General features: G+C 36.6%; 17 protein-coding genes. 7 read left to right on the plus strand and 10 right to left on the minus strand.

The window, feature by feature from the left end:
* Nucleotides 1-267 precede the first annotated feature (267 nt).
* The 3 genes from wecB to ACERII_RS18635 all read right to left on the minus strand — a co-directional run bounded on the left by wecB (nt 268) and on the right by ACERII_RS18635 (nt 3,198).
* Nucleotides 268-1,362: a non-hydrolyzing UDP-N-acetylglucosamine 2-epimerase gene (gene wecB, locus ACERII_RS18625; RefSeq protein ID WP_373644296.1), complete on the minus strand. Its 1,095-nt coding sequence runs from the start codon at nt 1,360-1,362 to the stop codon at nt 268-270.
* Nucleotides 1,363-1,441: 79 nt separating this feature from the next.
* Entirely contained in the window at nt 1,442-2,506 is a 1,065-nt protein-coding gene (locus tag ACERII_RS18630; protein ID WP_373644297.1) for a glycosyltransferase family 4 protein, read from the minus strand.
* A gap of 266 nt (nt 2,507-2,772) precedes the next feature.
* Nucleotides 2,773-3,198, minus strand: a complete 426-nt coding sequence (locus ACERII_RS18635) for a VanZ family protein (RefSeq protein ID WP_373644298.1) — start codon at nt 3,196-3,198, stop codon at nt 2,773-2,775.
* Between the two features lie 304 nt (nt 3,199-3,502).
* On the opposite strand from ACERII_RS18635, the gene csaB reads away from it, so the two are divergent.
* Nucleotides 3,503-4,591, plus strand: a complete 1,089-nt coding sequence (csaB, locus tag ACERII_RS18640) for a polysaccharide pyruvyl transferase CsaB (RefSeq protein WP_373644299.1) — start codon at nt 3,503-3,505, stop codon at nt 4,589-4,591.
* Nucleotides 4,592-4,737: 146 nt separating this feature from the next.
* Here the strand turns inward: csaB and ACERII_RS18645 are convergent, their stop codons facing one another.
* The 3 genes from ACERII_RS18645 to ACERII_RS18655 form a co-directional block, all read right to left on the minus strand.
* Nucleotides 4,738-5,877: a glycosyltransferase gene (locus ACERII_RS18645; RefSeq protein ID WP_373644300.1), complete on the minus strand. Its 1,140-nt coding sequence runs from the start codon at nt 5,875-5,877 to the stop codon at nt 4,738-4,740.
* 185 nt (nt 5,878-6,062) lie between these two features.
* The gene (locus ACERII_RS18650) at nt 6,063-7,823 is read right to left on the minus strand and encodes an asparagine synthase-related protein (RefSeq protein WP_373644301.1); all 1,761 of its coding nucleotides are present in this window, start codon (nt 7,821-7,823) and stop codon (nt 6,063-6,065) included.
* 107 nt (nt 7,824-7,930) lie between these two features.
* Nucleotides 7,931-9,238, minus strand: a complete 1,308-nt coding sequence (locus ACERII_RS18655) for a lipopolysaccharide biosynthesis protein (protein ID WP_373644302.1) — start codon at nt 9,236-9,238, stop codon at nt 7,931-7,933.
* A 250-nt stretch (nt 9,239-9,488) separates the two neighbouring features.
* On the opposite strand from ACERII_RS18655, the gene ACERII_RS18660 reads away from it, so the two are divergent.
* The 4 genes from ACERII_RS18660 to ACERII_RS18675 all read left to right on the plus strand — a co-directional run bounded on the left by ACERII_RS18660 (nt 9,489) and on the right by ACERII_RS18675 (nt 15,975).
* Complete coding sequence (locus ACERII_RS18660) at nt 9,489-10,718, plus strand: O-antigen ligase family protein (protein ID WP_373644303.1); 1,230 nt, start codon at nt 9,489-9,491, stop codon at nt 10,716-10,718.
* Nucleotides 10,708-12,333, plus strand: a complete 1,626-nt coding sequence (locus ACERII_RS18665; protein ID WP_373644305.1) for a hypothetical protein — start codon at nt 10,708-10,710, stop codon at nt 12,331-12,333. Before ACERII_RS18660 ends, ACERII_RS18665 begins: the two co-directional genes overlap by 11 nt.
* Nucleotides 12,326-13,234 (plus strand): hypothetical protein, encoded by a 909-nt coding sequence (locus tag ACERII_RS18670; protein WP_373644306.1) that lies wholly within the window; start codon nt 12,326-12,328, stop codon nt 13,232-13,234. The genes ACERII_RS18665 and ACERII_RS18670 overlap by 8 nt, the downstream gene beginning before the upstream one ends.
* Nucleotides 13,235-13,479: 245 nt before the next feature.
* Entirely contained in the window at nt 13,480-15,975 is a 2,496-nt protein-coding gene (locus tag ACERII_RS18675) for a hypothetical protein (protein ID WP_373644307.1), read from the plus strand.
* Between the two features lie 103 nt (nt 15,976-16,078).
* Here ACERII_RS18675 and ACERII_RS18680 read toward each other — a convergent pair whose 3' ends face one another.
* The 4 genes from ACERII_RS18680 to ACERII_RS18695 form a co-directional block, all read right to left on the minus strand.
* Nucleotides 16,079-17,401: a glycosyltransferase family 4 protein gene (locus ACERII_RS18680; RefSeq protein WP_373644308.1), complete on the minus strand. Its 1,323-nt coding sequence runs from the start codon at nt 17,399-17,401 to the stop codon at nt 16,079-16,081.
* 13 nt (nt 17,402-17,414) lie between these two features.
* The gene (locus tag ACERII_RS18685; RefSeq protein WP_373644310.1) at nt 17,415-18,707 is read right to left on the minus strand and encodes a nucleotide sugar dehydrogenase; all 1,293 of its coding nucleotides are present in this window, start codon (nt 18,705-18,707) and stop codon (nt 17,415-17,417) included.
* Nucleotides 18,708-18,909: 202 nt separating this feature from the next.
* Nucleotides 18,910-20,478 carry a putative polysaccharide biosynthesis protein gene (locus ACERII_RS18690; RefSeq protein WP_373644312.1) on the minus strand — a complete coding sequence of 523 codons (1,569 nt, stop codon included), beginning with the start codon at nt 20,476-20,478 and terminating at the stop codon, nt 18,910-18,912.
* A complete protein-coding gene (locus ACERII_RS18695; RefSeq protein WP_373644313.1) occupies nt 20,475-21,224 on the minus strand; it encodes a WecB/TagA/CpsF family glycosyltransferase in 750 nt (249 codons plus the stop codon). The genes ACERII_RS18690 and ACERII_RS18695 overlap by 4 nt, the downstream gene beginning before the upstream one ends.
* A gap of 348 nt (nt 21,225-21,572) precedes the next feature.
* On the opposite strand from ACERII_RS18695, the gene secA2 reads away from it, so the two are divergent.
* Complete coding sequence (gene secA2, locus ACERII_RS18700; protein WP_373644314.1) at nt 21,573-23,945, plus strand: accessory Sec system translocase SecA2; 2,373 nt, start codon at nt 21,573-21,575, stop codon at nt 23,943-23,945.
* 2 nt (nt 23,946-23,947) lie between these two features.
* Nucleotides 23,948-24,847, plus strand: a complete 900-nt coding sequence (locus ACERII_RS18705) for an accessory Sec system S-layer assembly protein (RefSeq protein WP_373644315.1) — start codon at nt 23,948-23,950, stop codon at nt 24,845-24,847.
* Nucleotides 24,848-25,186 lie beyond the last annotated feature (339 nt).

The following is a 25,186-nucleotide window of genomic DNA, read 5'->3' on the forward strand; positions in this document are numbered from 1 at the left end:
AGGCATTCCATTTATGAGTGATCGTGAAGTCTATCAAACTACCTAACGCAGAAAATATGATTCTAACATTCTATATAGGTAAAATGTTACAACCATTTTACATTATTCACCATTATCTCTGAGGTGTCAAATGAAAAGGTGAAAAGGTAGCACCTACCAAAACAAGTTATGGTAGGTGCTACTTTTCATCGTTTTGGTAGGTGCTACCTTTTTTGAACGAACAACGCAAAAACCACCTCTGGTTCCAGAGGTGGTTTGATTCGGCTTTTATTTTTCAAGAATATCCGCTATGCGTTTACTCGCAAGGCCATCGCCATATGGGTTGCTAGCTTGACTCATTGATTTGTACATTTCTTTATCATCTAATAACATTTTAAATGTATGGTAGATGGTTTCTTCGTTCGTTCCTACTAATTTAAGCGTACCTGCTGCAATTCCTTCAGGACGTTCTGTAGTATCTCGCATGACCAATACTGGTTTCCCTAAGCTAGGTGCTTCCTCTTGTATTCCTCCGCTATCAGTAAGAATTAAATAAGATCTCGCAAGGAAATTATGGAAGTCAAGTACTTCTAACGGTTCGATAATCTTAACTCTGTCCGTATTTCCAAGAATATCATTCGCAGCTTCTCTTACCACAGGGTTCATATGAATAGGATAGACAGCTTTGATATCTGGATACTCATCCACAATCCGCTTTATCGCCTTAAACATGTTACGCATAGGTTCTCCAAGATTCTCACGTCTATGTGCTGTTATCATGATTAACCTATTATCTCCGACCCAGTCTAAGTGCTTATGTGTATATTCCTCTTGCACCGTAGTTTTCAGTGCATCGATGGCTGTATTTCCTGTTACGTGAATCGAATCCACGTCTTTTCCTTCTCTTATCAAGTTTTCCTTCGATACGTCCGTTGGTGCAAAGTTATATTTTGCAACGATGCCCACAGCTTGACGATTAAACTCCTCAGGAAATGGAGAATAAATATTATACGTTCGTAGACCTGCCTCCACATGACCAACAGGTATTTGTAAGTAAAAACAAGCTAATGACGTAACAAAGGTTGTAGAAGTATCTCCGTGAACCAACACAACATCAGGCTTAACTTCTTCTAAAGCAGCTTTCATTTTCTCTAAAATACTTATGGTTACATCAAATAACGTTTGTTTGTCCTTCATAATGGACAGATTATAATCAGGTACAACGTCAAAAGCATCCAATACCTGTTGGAGCATTTCACGATGCTGACCTGTTACACAGACAACTGTTTCAAACGTATCACGTGTTTTCAATTCCTTTACTAATGGACACATTTTAATGGCCTCTGGACGAGTTCCAAAGACCACCATAATTTTTTTCTTCATCGTATCTACCAACTTTACCTTGTTTTATGGGTCTGTTAGTACTATAGTAACCAACTGTCGTCAAAATAGTACCTAAACTCTACGATTTCATTTTTGCCATTGTGATATTTGTGACCTTACTAATGAAATTTAACATTGGTCTGTATTTCCCATTAATCAATCCAACTAATTCCGCAATGAGCTGAACAGCTAAAATAACAAATACTACAATAAACAGCGATACCCACAAGGTTGCCTGAGTTAGCAAGATTGCAGATACAGAAAAAATAGCACTAATACCATAAATAATTAACACTGTTGTTCTGTGAGAAAAACCAAGTCGTAATAAACAATGGTGCAAGTGTGATTTATCAGGTGCAGACAAAGGCTGCTTATTCACTAAACGGCGAATGATCGCAAATAGTGTATCTGAAATAGGCACTGCCAAAATAACAACGGGAATCAATAATGAGTATAACGTGATACTCTTAAATCCTAATAAGGAAATAACGGAGATCATATATCCTAAAAATAATGCACCCGTGTCTCCCATGAATATTTTTGCTGGATAAAAGTTAAAAAATAGAAACCCTAAATTACTAGCTAGTAAAATCGATGCTAATGCTACAATAAAAAGGTCACCTTTCATAGCAGCAATAATAGTAATGGTTAATAACACAATAGAAGATACTCCTGAAGCTAAACCATCTAACCCATCTATCAGATTAATAGCGTTTGTTACACCAACAATCCATAATAATGTCAACGGTATTCCTAAAATACCCAATTGAAGAACACCATCAAAAGGAAGGTTAATAAACTCGACATATAGACCTCCTGTAATTACCACTACAGCAGCTGCAATTTGTCCTGTTAATTTGATTAAAGCTGATAACTCATACATATCATCTAAAACACCAGTTATCACAATGATAAAAGCTCCGATAAGGATTGGCCAAGCATAAGAGCTATCAGGTGTAAGTATTAAAAATCCAATTAAAAAACTTATGAAGATCGCTAAACCACCAAGTCTAGGCATAATCTTTTCGTGAACTTTTCTTGCGTTTGGTTTATCCGTTGCTCCAATTTTTATTGCAAATTTCTTAACTAGTGGCGTTAATAAAAGCGAAGCTATAAAGCATATTATAAATGTTACGTATATCAAGATCTTCCACTCTCCCTTGTCAACAACTATGATAATTATTCGTAGCGTTGATTCATTTCATGTCTGTATTAGTTTGAAATGATGTGTTATTTTCTATTTGTTTTCTATTTATATTAGACGTAAAAAAACAGTATTCGATTCATTTTTTTTGAAAAATCTTAAATCCTTATGAATTATAACATATATTTACATGTAAAAGCATTGAAAAAGTTTCCAACAAGTAGATTTATTATTTTCCTCCTCTCAATGAGAGGTATTATATCAAATTACCCTTCACTCGTGTTCTTTAACTCGCTTTTTCCATACTTTTTTATAATTATAAAAATACATACTATGGCTAGTAAAGCACCTGCTGAATTATATAGAACGTCTGTAAAAACTCCATCTCTCCCTGGTACGAAGCTTTGATGATATTCGTCAATTGCACCATATATCGTAGCAAACAGCCATGCAAGGAAGTATCTATATTTCTTCCCTCGTAATCCTAACCAAAAAAGAATTGCCAATATGCCGAATGCAGTAACATGTCCAGTTTTTCGTAAAACAATATTTAAAATCACACTATCGAAGAATGGATTTGTCAATAACTGTTCCGTTGAATCTCCTGTAAAAAAAGGGTTTCTTGTTACAATGGCAATTATGATACACCAAACAACTGCCATAATTAGCCAAATCTTCGCATTTACCTTCATAAAACTACTCCTATTTTCAAATTTAGTTTAATATTACTTATTTTTGTCCATATAATCAATAAGAGTATTGTTTATTGAAATGAACTTCCAACTATATTAATATTTAAGAAATAAACACATTTAACAAGGATCTCACCGAATTACATATTCTTCGCTGAAATAAGTTGTAACAAATTTGAAATTCTTATTAAGACAAACTTTAATAATTCATATCAAACTGCTATAATTAAGTTTGCTGTTTTAATTTATTAGCTAAAGTATAAGAAATGAAAGTATAAAGTGTTTTAGAAAGAAGGTCATTCAAATGGCTAATATATTAATTTCCGGTTATTACGGCTTTGACAATGCCGGAGATGATTCCGTACTTCATGGAATAATTAATTCTTTAAAGAAAAATGATCCGTCACTAACATTTACCGTCTTATCCAATCAACCTGGCAAAACGGAAAAAATGTTTGGCGTTTCTGCATATAACCGTTGGAATATTAGTGAAGTCATTGGTCAAATAAAAAAACATGACTTATTAGTAATGGGTGGAGGAAGCCTTCTCCAAGATGCAACTAGTCCTCGAAGTGTTTTTTACTATTTAGGAATTGTATTAGTTGCAAAGCTATATAAAAAGCCGGTTGTATTCTACGGTCAAGGATTTGGACCAGTTACAAAACCAATAAGCAAAATGTTGATAAAACGGATAGTAAATAAAGTTGATGTTATTACTGTAAGAGATTTCAAATCTAGAGAAGATCTTCAAAAAATTGGAGTAAACAAAAGTCCAATTGTAATAACTGCTGATCCTGCAGTAACCATTTACCCTGAAAGTATCGATATGAATGTTGGGAGACAACTATTAATAGATTTAAACCTTGCTCCCGAAAAAACCATTGTCATATCGGTTCGACCTTGGAAAAAGGAGCAGCATTATAAAAAAGTTCTCACAGAGGTTTCAGATCACTTCGGTAGTAAGGGCTGGAATATCTTATTCCTACCAATGCAGTATCCTGCAGATGTGGCTCCAGCAAAAGATATTATGGCCATGATGAAGGAAAAAGCATATGTGATAGATAGACCACTGGATTTCAAGGAAATCATCAGCCTTATTGGAAACACACGTTTAGTACTAGGTATGAGACTTCATTCCATCATCCTTGCTGCTGTGATGAATATCCCATTTGTTGGTATCTCCTATGATCAAAAGGTCGATCGCTTCGTCGAGATGGTCGATATGCACTCAGCTGGTCATATTCGAGATTTGGAAACGAAAAACGTAATTGAGAGTGTGGAAAAAACAATTAGTAACGAGCAACAAATAAAAGCTCGATTAGCTAATAATATGAAGGACATCATTGCAAAAGCGGAACAAAATAGCCAATTAACGTTGGAAAAGCTTAAATAAAACCCTATTTCTTATCTTACACATCGCAAGATCCAATAAGATATGGAAATGGGGTTATTTTAATTGAATCGGCGGGATCCGAGCCTTTTAGAAAAAACCAAAAAGACCCTTTTTCATTAGTAATCCACTTGAAAAAGAGTCTTTTTTTAATTGTTGGTTTCTAGCCATTTTCTATAGTAATAGGCCGTATTTTCTCCCATTGTTTTTAAGGAGAAGGTAGAAATAATATCATTTCTTCCCTGATCGGTCAATTTACGTTTTAGATCATCATCTTTATATATACGTTCTATTGCTTCTGTTAACTGTGAGACGCTTTTTGGTTCTACAACTAAAGAATTGTCTTCGTCTTTTGCAAAATCCTTCACACCACCGACTCCAGTGGTAACAACAGGTACACCTGTGGATAGGGCTTCCATCACAGATAGACCTAACCCTTCTGATAAGGAACTGCTTACGTAGCAATCTAACGCCCTTAAGCAGCTATCAATGTTCCCTCGAAAGCCTGCAAATGTAAAAACATCTTGGATGTTCTCACGTTCCACTAATTGCTCTAGCTCCTTCCGATGTGATCCATCTCCAATTAACACGAATCGAAAGGAGTCTGGATACACTTTATGAAGCTCCGAACAAGCTCTAACGAAATTATCAAAACCTTTTACCGCTTGGATACGTCCAATAGCGCCTATTAGGAAGGTATCACTCGATTTCCCCCACTCCTCGGCTAACTCTAAGGCTTTCTGATCATTCCTTGGAGCAAATTTATTTGTATCAATTCCATGATGGATAATCTGTACTTTCGAACTATTAATTCCATCTTCTAATAATTGATCTTGTATTTTATTGGAAATAGCAATGAAGTAGTCCGTTAAATCTCTTGTACTTCTTTCCAACATATATGCTAACCGGTAGGCAATAGGGTGCTCATAATCATATTTCAAAATACTATGAACCGTCGTTACTACAGGGGATATCCCTACCCTTTTTGCAGCTATTCTTCCAAAGAAATTAGCCTTAACACCATGAGTATGAACAATATCAGGGTTTTCTTCTTTCAACAATTTCATTAATGCAAACAAAAGACGTAAATCAAAACGTCCGTAATCTAAAACTTTTACACGAATCCCTTGTTCACGTAGATATTCGGCAAAAATGGAATCATAAAAGCATACAACTAAGGGATTCATATTCTCATTCTTTAGTTCCTTTAGTAAATGAATAATATGATCTTCCGCTCCACCAAATTCTCCGCCACCAATAATATGAATAACGCGACATGCTGATTTCATTTTCTTCACTTCCATCAAATAGGTTGGCAAGTATATTTTATTGTATCTCACTCCATACTTTTTATCAATGAATTAAATTTCCCCTCAGAATAATAGAACGATTATTTTTTTAGTCAAAAAGGTGCTATATAACATTCTCGTGACAATGTTTAAGTCAAGAAAGTTACCCATTTTTCTGAAGCACGTTATTTTTTATTGGTATGATTTACATAAAGCATTTGTAAAAGATTAATTTTTTGAACAAAGTTAAGTTGATTTGTTTGAAAAAGCTGTTGTAAGTCAGTTTCATTCAATTGTTTCTCCAACACGCTCAAACCATCAGAATATTGGGAAACAGTCTCCTTCCATTCCTTACTACTTAGTATACTATTCCAATCAAACCATGGCCCCTGATATTTTGCATTTTTATTTACTTTTTTCTCTATTTCTCTCACTGACCAAATGGATGCTTGAACAAAGCTATTAATGTACCATGGATAATATGGAAGCTTCCCTTCTCCATGGAACAGCCATTGTGTAGGCTTTAAATACGGTTTTACCGCCTTATGAAATAAACGTCGATTTAACTTCCAGCTTTGACTAACCTTCGCACTTAGTTTTACAACATCCTTCGCTGTAAAGGGCTCATAACTGGAAAATAGTCTTCTGTTACCGTGAATATTGGAGATATTTACATTCATGGAACTAGGCCATAATTCAAACCATTCTTCTGCCGATTCTGTCCGAAACTCTTTTACATAATTTAGATGTTCCGTACGACGTTTTTGTAGATCCACTAATACTTCTTTTTTAAAAACAGGATGAGATATGGATTCACTTGCAGAGTAATTCCCTCTCTTGATATGTGGGAAAAATGGTACTAAATGAGTTCCCTTTAGTTTTCGAATATGAGAGCCCTTTAAGAGAGCATCTGCTAGTAATCCACCAAAAACTGCCGTGTATTTCTCGAATTGGCACTCTTTATGAATCCCATACGTATGCACATGAAAATACTGAGCTCCGCTACCAACTAACTCTGAGCAATTTGGTAGCATCGTGAGGTACCTCATCTTATTATGGGTAACAACCTTAAGATTTGCATCATACGCCTTCGCAGCTTTTTCAGCAATTTCCCCTTCTCTATTCATCTCTTCAAGAAAAATATAAGCATTTCTATTTTTCTTATGAGCTAACAAAGCGGAAATAACACGGGAATCCTCTCCACCACTTAAAAACTGAGCTACGTTATCAGTATGATCTGTGATGGCATTAACATAGCTCTCCAGGCCCTTTCGAAGCTCTTTGGCAGCATCTGCTAAGGAATGATACTTGTTCTCTTCTTTCGGTATCCAGTAAGGAGTAACATGAAAATTACTCCCCTTCACTTCATGGATACTTGCAGGGGCAATTTGCTTAATATTGATATAATTTGTATATGGATAAGTAACAGCTCCATATAAAACGAAATCTACTTGGGAGACTTCATCTATTTGTTCACTTTGATCTGAGGCTTTTGCTAAAACATCTACATGTGTGGACAACATAACATTCTCTTTTTCCTGATAAACATACACTGGAATAAAAGACATTAAATCTGTCATGCACGTCATTTCATATGTCTCTTTGTCCATAATAAACAGAACGAAAGGTCCACTAACATCCTCCTCAGGTTGAAACTCTCCCTTTTTCCACCTATGAAAAATGGAAGAAGTACCCTCATTATTTTTCGAAAAAGCTAGGTGTTTATTCTCTTCATAACAAAGAACAGGCCCCCCTATCACTATACAAATATATTTCTCTGTTTCGTAAGGCTCGAAGCCTGCATAATGACTTCTACTAACGGCAAGAGAGCCCCATTCTCCGTGATATTCCATCACAAACGGGGAATCACCTTCGTAAATGGATGTTACATATTGTGATAACACTTGTTCCTTCATTCTCTTCCGTGTATATATAAAATCGCTCAAGGAAAACACCTCTTTATTTTTCTAGGCTTTGTTCACTTTGTGTTTCATCTCTTTTTAGGTTAGTGGGCCCTTCCACATACTGACCCCCACGTCTACAGAGTAATTACTTAGTTTGCCTTCTCTGCCATCCGCTTATCCTGTGCCTTACTTAATCGGATCGTTAAGAGTATGAGTATGATATTTAGAATTGCTCCTGAGACTCCAAAGAATGCAATTGCGATAACATCACTTTGGAATAAATAATATCCTAACGCTAAAGCTACCATACGAACAATCAACATTACTACCGTCATTTTTAAATGAAACTTTTGTGCGGACAAAACCGGTAGTGCCATCACACTCGGTCGATTCATAAATCCAAATAAAGACCATAACGCGATCCAGCGCCCGTATTCGCCAGCAGTAGCCCATTCAGAGCCTAATACAAATCCAAAAAGCCATGGACCGATCAAAATGACTAGTCCATATGGAACAACACCTATTGCACCTAAAACCAACGTTGCTTTCATAATTAAGCCCGTAATAGCTTGTCCATTGTTTGCAGCCTCTGATATCTTTGGATAAAAAACATCACCGACAGATTTCCCAAGAAGTTGCGTCGGCATTGCAAGTATTGATTTCCCAACTCCATAAAGTCCTACTGCTACTGGACCGAAAAAGCTAGATAACATAAGAACAGGAATACTTTGCGAAGCCGCATTAATAAACGTCTCAGGAGCACGATATTTCGGAAAGTCGACATATTTCTTCGCCAACGTTTTTTTGGAAAAAGCAGAAGAATGATCTTCGGGGTCACCCTTCTTAAACATCTCACGTTTCGCAAAATAGATCATCATACCGGCCTTAATACCTTGGCCTAGAATCATCATAACAATAAGCACTGCTGCAACAGGACTAAAGAACCCTATTAGTAACGTGGAACCTTGAACGATCAACGCTCCTAAGAACGTTACCTTTGCTGTATACTTAAATTGTTTTTTTCGAATGAGCCATTGTTCTCCAATTTGCAACAGACTAGCAAATAGAATAACAAGTGGTATTAAATAAATGAATTCACTAATGGACTCCAGCTTGAATAGCGAAATAATTTGTTGATGGAATAGAAGCAATAACAAGATCGTAACCATCGCAATGATAACAGATACAAAAAAGGAAAGTCGAGCGAGTCCTTTTGCTTCACTATCTTTCTTAGGTAACACAATACCGATGGGAAACGTTAATGCAGCAATGGGAGTAATGATCAGCACTATTGCATTAAAAGCGGTATAAAAGCCATATTGTTCTGGACCATATAACCTCGTAATAATAGGAATTAATGCCATGGCAAGAATTTGTGCCCCAGCTGTTCCACTAGCAACAATCATGACATTTTTCACAAATGTATTTTTAAATAAAGCTCGTATTCGAGTTACCATTATAGTCTCCTTTTAGAATGAAAGAGGTAAATTTCTAAAGGTAATTATAGCTTACTCTCTTTTCTTTTGTCATTAACAATTGTTACTTATTAAATGGAAGTAATGCCCCCATGAATGTCTTTGACAATGATAAGGAAAAGTTCACGACAACATTTTAAGGTGATGTTTTTTTATTATATTTATATTATACTTGAACAAGTATGGAGTATGGCGAAAACTGTGGAAAAATTGCGAACTGGAGGTAAAACTGTTGAAATATTTAACTATAAATAATATGGAAAAGTCTGCACTATATATGCTTCTCGCTTTTCCAATCGTTGATTATATTTTTAGGCATTGGATTAAAATTGGTGGTGGATTGTGGGATAAAGCGGTCATTGCCTTTCTTGTCATGCTGGCTATCTATTATAAATTTGAGACTGACCGAGTAGAATCGGGTTTAAAACAACCATTTACTGTGTTTATTATGTTTGGAATTACACTTCTCTTCCTAAATATGAATAACTTCTCCATTAGCTTTGAAGGGTTTCGTTCTGTATTCCAGTTTATGGTTACCTTTCTTATAGGCTATTATTTATTTAAAAAAAGAGACAATTGGATTTACGCTATTCGCTTTCTTGTAGTTGTGGGCTTCATTGTTGCATTATATGGATTAGCACAGCCTTTTTTAGGAGTTCAAATGCCGGCTGGTTGGGTAGATTCTGGAGAAGTTCAACGATTTCGTGCCTTTTCCATCGTTCAAAGCCCCAATGTTCTAGGCAGCTACATGGCCATGCTTATTCCAATTGGAATTGGCTTGTTCTTTGCTGAAAATAATAAAAAGTGGAAATTTTTCTGGGTTATTATTACGGGAATTCTATTATTATGTTTACTTGCGACGTATTCTCGTGGTGCTTGGATAGCCTTTGCAGCTGCTATTGCTTTCTTCGCTATCTTAATTGATCGAAGAGCGTTAATTGCAGTAGGTATTGCCGGAATTGCCGTATTGATTCTCATGCCAGGTGTGGTAGACCGTTTCACCTATCTTTTTTCTGATACGTATTTAGAAAGAAGTAGTGAGGACGGCCGTATTGCTAGGTGGGGAAATGCTATGGACCAGGCAAGGTCTGAGCCATTTTTCGGACGAGGACTAGGGCACTATGGCGGTGCGGTTGCTGCTAGAAACTTAGGAGTAACCTATGTAGATAATTACTACGCAAAAACACTTGCAGAAACCGGTCTCTTTGGACTATCCCTTTTTATCTGGTTGTTATTGGCCACTATATATAAAGGATATCAAAGGATTCGAGATACAGAGGATAAACAGTTACGGTGGCTGATGCGTGGTGTTCTTTCTGGTTTAACTGCTGTTGTTCTTCATAATGGGGTAGAAAATATATTCGAGGTTCCATTTATGACCGCATATTTTTGGTTATTAGCTGGTTCTTTACTAGCAGCTCCATTACTTTTAGCAAAAGAGGTGAGCCAGCATGATGAATAAATTAAAACCTATTCTGATTCAAACCTTGAAATGGGGTGCTCTTGGGGTATACAGTTTCTTTGCATACCATTTGTTACTTGTACCTTTTGTATTGGAATTTTCTATTATAGGATTGGTCATCGGGTGGGGAGGCTTACTTGCTTTATTTTTTATAATCCCGTCAAAGAATCGAAAACAGGTTGCAATTTACTTATTTTTACTAGTTTTCACAGTAAAAGCACTTGAAAATATAGGGTTCTTAATTAATTTCACAAGAATTTCATATTTTATCATTGTGCTACTTGCTATTTACATTATTGGTAGATTTTACGGAAAATTAAGTAACACTATTGTAATGACACTAATCGCAACAGTGATAATTATTAATTTTACTGTTGATAGAGGCGAATTAAGAATGGCAAATCATTTTACAAAGTTATGGGAAAGTCCCGTTCTTTACACAGGTAATACCGTTGATTATTTTCCATTAACAGTTCGCGATATAGATAATGATGGACAATATGAAATCATTACATTCGGACATAGCCATGAATTAGTGGAGTTATATGAAGAGCGAGTAAGAAAAGGCTTAGATCCTGATAGAATGCCATACGACCTTGAAGAAGAGAAACTGTTTATTTATATATACAAGTGGGATGGAAAAGAATTTACCAGAGTAGATAATGAAACAGTTGACCTGGACGAGCTACGCCCTTACTTACCGAAGGATTATATTGGGTTCCCATACTTTGTTTGGGATGAGGACTTCACACTTGTTCCACAAACTCAATTACAAGACTTAGCAGAAAAAACTGGTCAATTTGGTGCTAGTCCATTTCATATTTTCAACCAAGACATACATGCCATCAATCAATATTTAACTATTTATGACGGAATTTATGATAAAAAAGATGAATTCAATCTTAATACGAATATAGAACAAATTAAGATTGAAGATGGTGAGTTAAATATCGTACGTGAAGGCAATGATATTATTTCTATGTCAACAAGAGCAACTAAAATCATTGATTTGATCCAAACTGATGATGGGCTTGGACTTCTTCTGTTAAGTGATCAACTAGAGCTTTGGAATATTACCGACGGAAACGAACTAGAACTTACTCACGTTTTAACAGAAAATGAAATTAGCGATGTGATGAACAGTGAATATATCGTAGCGGACCTTCAGCACGATGGAAACGGGGAAATACTTATTTCCTCTGCAACATCAAGGATTATCAAACCGCTTCCTAATGGAGAATGGGATATTTTATTCACATCAAGAGATACAAGCTTACGATTTGAAGATTTTGGTACGATTGGTTCACAAAACGATCCTGGAATCGTTGCACTTTCGAAAAGCCTTGTTCGAAATAATCCACTGCGTTTCCTAACTGGATTTTCATACACTGATGAAGGGCTTCAGCAGGATTGGAAGTCATTCCTATCTTTAATCAACGTTTCTAGTGTTGATATAACAGGGGATGGTCAAAATGAGCTAGTAGCAACAATTTGGAGAAGCCATAGAATTTATGTTTTTAGTAAGCATGGATTACCAGTTACGACATTCTTACTATCAATTTTAGCCTTGTTCGTTTTATATACTGCTTATTGGAGGAGGAAAACACATGCCTAAATTTGGATTACTTATAACCTATTTAGCGTTGTTTGTGGGGTTAGCTGGATGCTCTACTCTTCCTTCTGCTGAAAATGTATTTGAAAACAATGATACGGCAATTGAAGCTAACGAAGTGCAAGCTACTGTTTCCTTAGTTGATGCAATTGATTACACACAATCTGATTTATTGGATCGCTATTGGTTTAGAGCCTATGTTGCAAACAATATTGAAAAAAGACGTATTACCCATCGATCAGCAAATGGAATTGTTGTTCAACCAGAAGGTTATTACATGAACAACACATTTATTACAAGACCATATGAGTACTTTCAGACTGATGGACAAAGTTACGTTCGTAATAATAAAAATTGGTTCCGAGGACGAGAGCCTATCGTCTCATTTGATCCATTTTACGGCTTCGAGGAATGGAGTCCTTTCTTTGATCGCTCTGAAATCATAGGGGAAGACCTTGTTCTGAGTGTCCCTACGGCTGTACATCAAATTGAGTTAACAGGAAGAGAGTTATCGGAGCTTGACTCTCCACTTATCGAGCAACTCACAGGAAGAGAAATCGACAGACTCACACCGATACTTGATCAAACGAGAATCCGAGTTCTCTTTTATATAGGACAACCTGAAAAAAGCACGGGAGATATGAATGTGTTACCGATTATATATAAATATCAAACATGGATTCAAATGCCAATTCCAGGGGCTGGCTATATGGAACAGGAAATTCAGCACTTCCTATTTAGAGTAAACGAAGAAGTTGTAAGATTACCTGATGTAGATCAAATCGAGAGATATGTAATAGAGATCGATAGGCAAGAGCAAGAAGATCAAATGAAGGAAGAGCTTGAACAAATGGAAGAGGATATCGAGGAAATAGAGGAACAGCTAAAAAAAGAGAATGATTAAGGGTGAGGGAGAATAATGGTAGCACCTACCTTCGCTGGGCAGATTTTGTCCAACGAAAGTAGGTGCTACTTTCATACTTCCGCGGGGCAGATTTGTTCCAGCGAAAGTAGGTGCTACCTTATTAAACAAAATTGTACTTTATGCCGATAAATATATTATATCCATACTATTTTACCAGGTATATTCTCCTAGTAAAATCAACAGAGATTGCACAATACATATATCTTTAGGAGAGTGAGAAGAAAGTGAGTAAGAATACTTTTACCCTTTATGGAAATACAATCACTTTTGATGAAAGAGATTTATTTCCAAATCTAATGAAAGTAAAGTATAAAAACTTAGCAACAAAATTTTTAGAAGAATTTCAGACGAAATATAAGGAATGGGGCTCCATTGAGGGAGTATTAAGAAATGCAGAATCAGAAGTACTAAACTATGCTGATTATATTGCCAAAGAAACAGTCGATGAACTAATTAAGTTGGGAGTATACACAGTAAGTGAAGCCACTCTATTAGAAGATTATATTGATTTTTCAACATTCTATGAAAGTTTTGATGAAGTTGAAGCGAAGTATGAATCCATAATAGAAGACGCTGCTGAACGAGATGCGTATCGAACACAACGAAGACAATCACGTGGGCGCGTAATCGGAGGAGGATTTGGACTACAAGGTGCTGTCAAGGGGATCGCAGCAGCTGGTGCAGTTAATCTTGCAACTGGTCTTGTACACGGAACATTTAACGTTATTGGCAGCATGTTTTCAAGCTCCTCAGATAATAATAAAAAGCGTCAATTGTACACTAATAAAGAAATTGTAAAGTCATTAGCATACGGAATTGTCGTGGATGTAAATATGTTTTCTGAAACATTCATAGAAATCATAAATCAGGAAACAGGAAGTTCCTATAAGCCTGGTCTTTCTGCTACAGAAATTAGAAGAATCGAAGGAATACTTGATAATTTCGAACGTATTTCCAACGAGGAACATAAGACCAAAGCCATTTGTGACCTTATTAAATTGGACCCTACTGATCCTTCTACTTACGTGAAAGCATTTGAACATTTTGGGGATGTGAATGGAGAACTAGAGGACATCGCTTATTTTTTCGGAATTGATTTAGATATTTATAAATCTTCTTATGCCCATGAATGTATTAGTGATTACATTTTAGAAACAGATAATGACATTCCAAAATTTCAACAAGTCGTTAAGAATGTTATTTATAACTTAGGAATTCAAGAAGAAGACGCTGAATACATTTGGAATTTAGCTAATGAAAAAATCGAAAACCAACGTTGCAAAGACTTTAACTATGTTTTAGAAAAACAATATAAATCACTTACTTTCTCAAAAAATGATTCTTTCGAAAAGATTGTACAAAATTTATTTTTGCAAGTATCTCCAACATCAAAAGAATTTCTATCAAATCCAACTTTTAAAGCAAGTATATTTGATAAGGGCTTACTACCTTTCAAGCAAAATTTATCAACACAGGAGCAGCCTCTTGTTTATATAGAGAATGGTATACTAGGTAGCTCTGGGATGTTAATTACCAATCAAAATCTTTTATACAAAGAAATGTATGGACAAGTTAAATCAATTCCACTTTTCACATTAAAACAAGTTGAATTTATAGGTAAGAAAATTCGAATGAACGACTATATCGAAATTGAAGATGTTATTCCAAGTTATCATCATCAAGATGCTGCAGAAGAGTTCTTTATAAGTTTACTTTCTGTTATTAAATTTAGTAATACTTTTGAAGTGAAAGAAGATCCATTTGATATCTCTCAAATTGTTCATAATGAGATCGCTAAAATTGATGAAGTAGAATTAAAGAAGAAGATCTGTTTCCCTAACACTCATCCTAAACAGTTCGCCAATGCATTAAACGAATATGCTCATATGGAAAAGGACGAGATACCACTTTTCTTTTTTGATGATACTATTTTTGCTAATGGAAAAAAAGGCTCTGTTATAACCAATAAAGCAATTTATATAAACGATGGGAAAATGGCTTTTAAAATTCCTCATAATAAAATACAAGACATGTCCATTAATTATGTAAATAATATACCAGTTAAAATTCTTATCCATACAAACAATAGTACTATCGATTTAATAACATCACCTATTGGTTATGATACAGAAAAACAACGGTTGATTGATCTACTTGAACTGATTATTGAAAAATCTACCTCTTTTTCGTCACAGCCTTCCAAACAAGGAATGGAAGGATTAGCTCTTACAGAAGAGCACGTTGTTGCGGAATACTTTGAACAAGATGAAGAAGATTACGCGGAACAAGCAAATGATGAGAGAGATAATTCAGTGAAAAACTATCGTGAGTCAATTCTTTATGCCTTCGCTGATGGAGAAGTGAATTACAACGGGAAATTTTATTATTATAATAATATAAAAAAGGATAGTAAGACAGCGAAAAAATTTATGAATGTATTAAGTAGCTACGCTAAAATACAAGACAACGAACAACCAATTGTTCTTTTTGATAACACTGGATTTGGCAGTGCTAAGGATGGGTTTCTCTTAACTGACACTGCTATCTATTGGCATAATATGCTAGAGACTTCAAAGTACGTAAACTATAAGGACATACATTCTGTAGAGTCATCAAAGAAATCTCTACTAATTAATGGTGAGGAAATAAAGCTAGATATGTTAGATAAGAAAATGGCAGAACTTTTAACAAATGCACTAGAAGCTATTTTCTTAAAGTAGCACCTACCTCCGTGGGGCAGATTTGTTCCAACTAGAGTAGGTGCTACCTTCATAGCACCTACCTCCGCGGGGCATGTTTGTTCCAACTAGAGTAGGTGCTACTTCAAAGAGTGTGTATTACCTCTGCAAGTAGACGGGCTTGTTCATCCCGCTGATATTTCAGCGTGTTCTTTGACTCTAGCTTTTGTCTGCCATAGGTGAGCCATTCTTGATACGATTTTCGTAGTTCGTTCTTTATCTGCTCTTTGTCAAATGGAGGGATAACGGCCCCTAGCTGTTGCTCTCGGATAATTCTAGCGGACTCCCCTTCTACAGTTAGTGCAAAGATAGGATTACTTACAGCCATATACTCGAAAAGCTTGCCTGGTATATAGGCACCTGAATCACTTGTCACATCACCGATTAACAATAATTGATCTGCGCCTGCTAGAATCGCCAGTGCTTTTTTGTGAGGAAGATTACCCCAAAGATGTACCACATCCTGCAGTCCATGGTTTTCTACCGCATCCTGATTTTCTGTATAGCCCGGATAATCAAATACCCCAGCAAATTGCAACGAAACCTTTTCTTTCTCGATGCTCTCCTCAGCAATCAGTTCTGATACCGATTCTAAAAATAAACGTGGGTTTCGTTGCTCATAAAATATTCCTGTATAAACAAATGTCCATTTTTCTGGAAATAGCTTTTCCTCTTGTAAATGCTCATAATCCTCTGGATCAAATCCATTGTGAATGACTTCCAGTCGTTTTATGGTTTTTCCATACTTCTCTTTAAAATTATCAGCAAAAGAGTGAGTAACTGTCATTAATATATCCGATTTCTCAATGACCTCTCGTTCCATTTTCTCTTCTCGCTTTAGGCGATACTTCCCGGAAGGACGGTGCATATTCTGTGTCCACGGGTCACGAAAATCTGCAATCCATTTCACCCCAGTGAGTTTCTTCAATTGTTTTCCCACAAGGTGGTTCGTATATGGTCCAGAAGTAGAGAAAATAACATCAATGTTTTGCTGCTTAATAATCTGTTCTCCTAGCTTTACAGCGTCACTGTACCATGTAATTTGATCGTCTGGAATAAGAATAGCTTCTTTCACTTTTTTCAACATAGGTTTTGCCTTTTGAATCATTTTATGAACTAGTGGTTCTGGTACATTGGAGCTTTCTCCTTCATTCCCTCTAGGGGTAGCTACTCCTGCGCCCATTCCAGGAATCTTTTGTTCCATAGCACGGTGAATAGCTACGTTTTTTGGTACTTCTTCTAAAAGAGACTGGTCTAGTGATATGTGTCGAGGATCATGTACCGTTAAAACGGAAACCTTACAACCATATCTCCCAAGATACTTTGCCATTTTTAAGGCTCTTTGAACCCCACCTCCTCCAATAGGAGGAAATAGGTAGGCGATGATTAATACGTTTTTTTTCTCCATAATCTCATACACATCACATTCTTATTAAGGTTGCTTTATCCCTAATCCGTAACGGAACTCTATTTTTCGCATCGTATACAACTGCGTCTTCCTTCATTTTGGAAATAATTTCATCCCAGTTTAATTCAACGAACTCTTCTTGAACCGTTAAATACACAAGGGCATCTGCATCCTGAATTGCTTCCTTAAGACTATTCACTTTATAGGAATAAGAATTAGGAACAGCTGGGTCATAAGCTGCTACTTTCAATCCTTTTTCTAAAAAGAGATTTACTATGTCGTGTGGAGGGCTAATTCGATCGTCATTTGAAAAGTCTTTCATTGCTAGCCCTAACACCGCAACTTTTGCTTCTTTGACAAGTTTTCCTTTTTCTTGAAGACTATTTATTACTTCTTCTACCACATGTAACGGAATTCCATCATTAATCTCTCGCGCCTTCCGTAGTAGAGGTAAATCAAGACCATGTTCAGCCGCTTTCGGTAAAAGATAGTATAATGCGTTCGGTAAACAATACCCCCCTACTCCTGGACCTGGCGTTAGTAGGTTTACACGAGTATGTGTATTCGCTGTTTTCATTAGTTCGTACGTATCCATTCCTGTTCTTTCTGCAAACCTTGCAAACTCTTGAACCATTGCAATGTTTACATCACGTTGAACATTTTCAATGATCTTTGCTGTTTCCACTACTTTTATTTCCGTTTCGTGAATTGCTACTTCCGTAACTACTTGCAATAATTCCTTCACCTTTTGTAAACTTTCTGGATTCATTCCTCCAGCAGCGAGAGGCATTGTTCGGAACTCTTCAAATGCTCTTCCTTCTGCAATCCTCTCTGAGGAATAACCTAAATAGAAATCCTCTCCTGCAGTAAGACCATTCTGTTCTAATATTGGTTTCACCAGTTCTTCTGTTGTACCAGGAACCACTGTACTACGTAGTAATACCGTATCTCCTTTTTTAAGTACCTTCGACAGCTGTTCCATAGCCGATTGTAGATTTGCCAACTGAGGGTCACCGTTTTTTACATCGACACCGACAGTAATAATATAGTTATCAACCTGTTCTGCCATTTCCTCATAAGAGCTTGTTGCACGAAATCTTTCTGCTTTCAACTGTTCTTGTAAGATATCTTGAAGTGATTTTCCTTCGTAATACTCTAAGTGATGGGAATGGCCACTATTAATTTCTGTAATTAGGGTTTCATTTATGTCTAGCCCGATAACGTTCGCGCCTTTCATTGCATAACTAAGTGATAGTGGTAATCCAATAAATCCAAGACCAATGACAGCTACATTCCATTCTTTCATCTTTATTCCTCCTAAAAAACTTCCATTTATTCTGTTCGTTCCATATTGTATTTATTTTACTTTTAGTCGCTAAAAATCCACAGTTAGTTCTATTATACACTGAATCATACTAACATCATAAGTCTATATTCGACAATATGATTATATAGGTAATTTTGCCATATGCGATAACTAATTTATTGAATAATTGGTTTTGATTGGTTCATGATGAAATCTTTATCAATTTCCCACCGATTAATGGTATTTTTCTTAACTCATCATTTGATAGTCCTTTGAAACGCAATACCAACACTCCATAGATCATTGCTCCTACAATAATCATGAACAACACATAGCCAATGGCATACAACCTTGGCCAGGTTTCCACTTGCAACCAGATCGTAGGTATTGCAATGACAACCCCCATGACCACTGCTGATATTGCAAAAACAGAGTATTCTCGCTTCCAAATGGAAAAGGAAATGGTTTTTCTCATAAGCCAAATATTGAAACAAGCGAGTAGGATGTAAACGATGAGTGTAGAATACGCTACTCCAATGAGGCCAAATTGATGTATGAAGAGAATATTAAGAATCACCTTCACGATGGAAACGGTAACTACTAGTAGTGCAGAGCTGATGGTGCGGTTCATCCCTTGAAGAATTCCTGTAGTAAGAACGGCAATAGCTGTGAAGAGAGCACTGATATGAACGACAGCGATAACGCCGTTTTCTTGAAAATCACCAAAAAGGGCAAAGTTCAATGGTATAGTTAATACGAAAAGACCAATCGCTGCTGGCCATGCAGTTAAATGTGTAAATGCTAATCCTTGTTCTATTATCTTCGTCGTTCTTTTTACATCCTTCGTTACTAACGAGCTACTTATTAATGGAATAAGCGGTAACGTTAATGCCTGTGCAAAGACTACCGCAATTTGGACAAGCGCCTGGCCTCGGCCATAATAATTATATATCCCTGGTATTTCCAGCGCTTCAAAGCCTATTGCTGCAAGTTGGCGCGGAACAGTAATCGAATCAATGACATTGATTAATGCCATTGTAAGCGCACCAATGCAAATTGGTAAGGATAACAATAATATCTTTTTAGACCACCCTTTAAATAAGGTAAAACTATATTTTTCAAGTGCTACAGGTTTTATATCGGAAGAATGTTGATATTTGCTTCGCAAATAGATAAGCGAGCTCATTGCACCAAATATGGAGCCTATCATCACTCCACCAGCTACTATATGTGCAGCATAGCCTTGTGATACAAGGAAGTAAGCTACTAATAAAAGTATCCCCACTCGAACGAGCTGCTCTAGCACCTGTGAAATTGCTGTTGGCTTCATATCTTCGAATCCTTGAAAATAGCCTCGATACACTGCCATATAGGGAGCAACTAATAGCGTAGTGGAAACAATAAGTAAGGACAACCTAGCATATTCTCCCCCTAAAAGAGAGGAAATTGGTTGAGAAAATAAGGCTATAATTGCAAAGCTAGATATTCCGAATAAAACTCCAAGTATGCTAGCTGTTACAAAAATATTTCGGACACTTGCCTGATCGTTTTTCACCCTTGCTTCGGAAATGAGCTTTGAGATCGCTAGTGGGATTCCCGCAACAGATAATGTTAGCACGGTCATATAAACAGGATAAACGATCGTAAAAATCCCAAACACTTCATTTCCCGCAATATTTTGTAAAGGAATTCGAAAGACACTTCCAATTATTTTCGATAGTAATGAAGCGATCGTAATAATGATTGCACCTTGTAGATACGTTTTGCTCATGAGGAACGCTTCATTTTATTACCAAATATTTTCACTGCAAATCGCGGTAAAGCTAGCATTCTTCTCCATCTGGACGGTTGCTTTACTAATCGATAGAACCATTCTAAGTTCAGCTTTTGCCATACTTCAGGAGCTCGCTTCACTTCTCCAGCAAGCACATCAAAGCTTCCGCCGATACCAATGAATACACCTTGCTGGAACGTTTCTATTCGTTGTGCAATCCATTGCTCCTGACGAGGAAACCCTAATGCCACGAAAACAAAATCAGGCTTTTTCTCCTTGATTTCCGTATCAATTACAGTATCATTCCAGTCGAAAAATCCATTATGACTTCCTACAATTGTAATGTTCGGATAGTTCTTTGTAATTACGTCCTTCGTTTTTACAAGCACTTCTTCCTTTGCTCCTAGAAGGTAAATGGAAAAGCGATGCTCGTTGGACGCCTCTAACAAGTTCATAAACATGTCAAAACCCGTTACTCGTTCAGGAAGTGGCTGGCCTAGTAATTGTGCGCCTTTCACGATCCCGATGCCGTCTGGAGTAACGTAATCTGCTTTGTCGATGTATTGTTTATATTCTTTATTCTCATTTGCGTATAAAACTATTTCAGGGTTTGCGGTAACAACAAATGCCTTTCTTTTTTCTTGAACATGTGTCACTAATCGTTTCACCATATTGTCAAGAGTAATATGGATAAACGAAACACCTAAAATGGTCACTTTTTTGTCGTTTTCGGCAGTTTTCATGTTATTTCACCAACTTTATACATATTGAACCACTATTCTTTACTATCTTGAATCATATCAAATTTGTTATGTAAAGGGAATATGTAGCACCTACTAAATTGGGATAAAGTAGCACCTACTTTATCCCAATTTAGTAGGTGCTACCCCTTTTTACCCCTTTTTCTTTTTTCCACATTCTGTTATCTTATAACTCATGTCCAACACTATCCATTCATGTTATACTAATGGATGATAATCGACAAAAACAGAGTAGAACTTTTGAATAGAAAAGTACCAGTAAATGTTCCAGCATTTTTCTAAATAACCCTTATCGTCAATAGGTCTATAGATTTCTAAGGAGAGAAGAACATGTTAACCTTTGTGAAAAAAATTATCGGTGATGAGCAAAGTCGAAGAGTAAAGAAGTATCAAAAAATTGTAGATGAAATCAATGCGTTGGAAGAGACATTCGAGAAGTTTTCAGATGGACAGCTTCAGCAAAAAACGATCGAATTTAAAGAGAGACTAGAAAGTGGTAGTAGCCTTGATGATATAAAAGCGGAGGCGTTTGCTGTTGTTCGTGAGGCTTCGAAACGAGTATTAGGCTTACGACACTATGATGTTCAGTTAATGGGTGGACTAACTCTTTATGATCGAGATATTGCAGAAATGGCAACAGGCGAAGGAAAAACACTTGTAGCTTCCCTCCCTAGTTACTTACGTGCACTGGAAGGAAAAGGTGTCCACGTTATCACTGTAAATGAATACTTAGCAAAACGTGACCGTGACCAAATCGGTCAGGTTCATGAATTCTTGGGTCTCTCCGTTGGATTAAATATTGGTGGAATTAGCCCTGTTGAAAAGCAACAGGCTTACGCTTCTGATATTACGTATGGAGTAGGAAACGAATTTGGATTTGATTACTTACGCGATAATATGGTTTATTCTCCATCTCAACGAGTTCGTCAACGCCCCTATCATTATGTCATTATCGATGAGATTGATAGTGTATTAATAGATGAAGCCAAAACACCATTAATAATTGCTGGAAAAACAAGTGTGAATCCGAATCTATATCATATATGTGCAAAAATGTCGAAAAGCTTTAAGGAAAACGAGGATTATATTTACGATCGTGAAGTAAAATCTGTTAACTTTACCGATGCTGGGATAACAAAAATAGAGCGAGCTTTTGGTGTAGATAATTTATACGATTTAGAGCATCAAACTTTATATCATTATGTAATCCAAGCATTACGAGCACGAGTAATGTTTCATAGAGACGTAGAATACATGATTCAAGAAGGAAAAGTACTTCTTGTTGATATGTATACAGGTCGTGTGATGGAGGGTCGAACACTCAGTGACGGTCTTCATCAAGCAATCGAAGCAAAAGAAGGTTTAGAGATTACAGAAGAAAATAAGACACAAGCTACTGTTACGATCCAAAACTATTTCCGTATGTATCCTGACTTAAGTGGGATGACAGGAACTGCGAAAACGGAAAAAACAGAATTTGAAATGCTTTATAGCATGGATGTTATTCAAATACCAACGAACAAACTTAAAATTCGTAACGATCATCCAGACCGTATTTATATGACTGTTGAGGATAAATATAGAGCGACTGTAGAAGAAGTGAAACAGCGTCACAAAACAGGTCAACCTATTCTCGTATGTACAACATCAATTATTCAATCAGAAATGGTTGCTAACTATTTTGATGAAGCTAATTTACCTTATAATCTATTGAATGCAAAAAGTGTGGAAAAAGAAGTTGAGTTAATTTCCAAAGCTGGTCAAAAAGGCCAAATTACGATAGCCACAAACATGGCTGGTCGCGGAACAGATATTAAGCTTGGTGATGGAGTAGCAGAACTCGGTGGATTATTTGTTTTGGGTACAGAAAAGCATGAAAGTCGTAGAATTGACAATCAGCTAAGAGGCCGTTCAGGTCGACAAGGTGACCCTGGTGCTACACAATTTTTCATTTCTATTGAAGATGAGATGATGAAACGTTTTGCTCGGGAAGAAATGCTAGAGTGGCAGAAAACATTACTGTCCGATGATACTGGATTAATTACAAGCAAAGAAGCTGCCGAGTTTATTGAGAAGGTTCAACGAATGAGTGAGGACGCTAACTATGCAGCCCGTGAATACACAGTAAAACTAGACGATATTGCAAACGAACAACGTGAGGTTATCTATAAACTACGAAATAAAATGCTAGAAACAGATAATCCACTTGCTATTACGTATGATATGATGGAAAAAGGCGTTTTATCGTTTGTGGAGCAATACTGCCCAGACTACCAGCTTGTAGAAGAATGGAATATTACAGAATTGGAAAGCCATTTAAACAATATTTTCTTGTTGGAAAAATTATCGTTTGATACAGATGAGATAGATAGCTCTTCTGACATACAAGAAATGGTGAAAGAAGTTTTTGAGCGCTATGTTGAGTGGATTAAGCATCACGAATCGGATGAAAATATTCAAAACACCACAAGACAGATACTGCTAATGACATTAGATAGACACTGGCTCTCTCATTTAGATGACATGTCTCGTTTGAAAGAAGGAATCGGTCTTCGAAGCTATCAACAGGAAGACCCACTTCGTATCTTCCTACGAGAAAGCTATGAACTGTTTGAAAAGAACTTCATGAAGATACGTCGTGATGTAAGCATGCACCTTACAAAAGTATTAAAACCTAAGCTTGAGAGTGAAATGGAGGAATAATCGTGGCTTTATTTTTCGGAAAAAAGAAACAGGAAGAACTTAAATTAGAAGGAAAGGAATCTGTGGTATCCTCTGAAGAAGTACTAGAACAATCCACAACATCGGAAGAGGAAGAGGTTACAACTCAAATCTCTTTTCATCCAGAGTGGAATTTAGCACAAGAGGATATATACGCATTCCAGTTCTTAAATATGGAATTACCTCCTTTAAAACCTAACCAGATCTCTATATCTGGTATCAGTATGGTACAAACAGAAGAAGGATATGCTTTTACTGCATTTTTGCGTCACAGTTTAAACAAAGCTATTAAGCTAGAAACGACGAAAATCGCACTATTAGACGGCAATGACCAACTTATAGGAAGAAAAGCATTTGACCTTACTAACGTTGGTGAATTACCCGCAGCGAGTAGTCGCCCGTGGACCTTCGTATTTACAGAAAAAGACTTACTTAAGAATGACATTCCAGTACAGGGTTGGAAATTGGCGTTTGTTTTAGAAGAAACAAAGGAAAAGCATTCATTAGATCTGGATAGCACATGGAAAAAGTCTCTTGATTCCGCTGCAAAAAAGCAATTGAAAGATTTAGTAGATCGAATTGACCCTCCGAAGAAAGGTGAAGTGAACTTTCTAGGAGTACAAGCTAAATTTACAGCTGATGACAGTCTTCATGTTACGTTACTTATTCGAAATGGCGGTAATAAATCGATCAATTTAGAGCAGATTCCTTTGCAAGTAGAAGATGCGAATGGAGATATCGTGGCTAAAGGTGGATTTAAAGTCGGCAAGCTTGAAGTAAAAGCTAATACAAGTAAGCCGTGGAACTTCATCTTCCCACCAGCGATGGTTGTAAAGCGTGATGCAGACTTCTCCCGCTGGAAGGCATATGCACCTAACAACTAATTGGATTACAAAATAAGAGTGTGTTGAAAGGTATTCAAACTGTATACCTTTTGACACACTTTTTTTCTATCAGTTACTAAATAAAATATATATGTGCGGGTTGCGCTCGATTATATGTGCGAATTTCCACAATTTATGTGCGGGTTGCTCCAATATATGTGCGAATCTCGCTAATATATGTGCACTTTCATATTTTGAGACACCCCGCCATCGCTTTTTTCCTTTCCCTTGTTTCCTTTACCTGTACTGTCCTTCCTTAAAAAACAAAATTTGCTCTTTTTTAAATTGGAGGTAAATTTATGTGCGGGTTTCCACAATTTTTGTGCGGGTTGCTCGAAT

It is taken from the genome of Evansella sp. AB-rgal1 (genome assembly GCF_041820985.1).
In the GTDB taxonomy this organism is placed as follows: domain Bacteria; phylum Bacillota; class Bacilli; order Bacillales; family Salisediminibacteriaceae; genus Evansella.

Bases quoted from the DNA above. Each gene is read 5' to 3' on its own strand.
- ACERII_RS18645 (WP_373644300.1), bottom strand. From the start codon at position 5,877: ATGAAATCAGCATGTCGCGTTATTCATATTATTGGTGGCGGAGAATTT.
- wecB (WP_373644296.1), bottom strand. From the start codon at position 1,362: ATGAAGAAAAAAATTATGGTGGTCTTTGGAACTCGTCCAGAGGCCATT.
- secA2 (WP_373644314.1), top strand. From the start codon at position 21,573: ATGTTAACCTTTGTGAAAAAAATTATCGGTGATGAGCAAAGTCGAAGA.
- csaB (WP_373644299.1), top strand. From the start codon at position 3,503: ATGGCTAATATATTAATTTCCGGTTATTACGGCTTTGACAATGCCGGA.
- ACERII_RS18670 (WP_373644306.1), top strand. From the start codon at position 12,326: ATGCCTAAATTTGGATTACTTATAACCTATTTAGCGTTGTTTGTGGGG.
- ACERII_RS18685 (WP_373644310.1), bottom strand. From the start codon at position 18,707: ATGAAAGAATGGAATGTAGCTGTCATTGGTCTTGGATTTATTGGATTA.
- ACERII_RS18690 (WP_373644312.1), bottom strand. From the start codon at position 20,478: ATGAGCAAAACGTATCTACAAGGTGCAATCATTATTACGATCGCTTCA.
- ACERII_RS18680 (WP_373644308.1), bottom strand. From the start codon at position 17,401: ATGGAGAAAAAAAACGTATTAATCATCGCCTACCTATTTCCTCCTATT.
- ACERII_RS18635 (WP_373644298.1), bottom strand. From the start codon at position 3,198: ATGAAGGTAAATGCGAAGATTTGGCTAATTATGGCAGTTGTTTGGTGT.
- ACERII_RS18655 (WP_373644302.1), bottom strand. From the start codon at position 9,238: ATGGTAACTCGAATACGAGCTTTATTTAAAAATACATTTGTGAAAAAT.
- ACERII_RS18695 (WP_373644313.1), bottom strand. From the start codon at position 21,224: ATGAAAACTGCCGAAAACGACAAAAAAGTGACCATTTTAGGTGTTTCG.
- ACERII_RS18665 (WP_373644305.1), top strand. From the start codon at position 10,708: ATGATGAATAAATTAAAACCTATTCTGATTCAAACCTTGAAATGGGGT.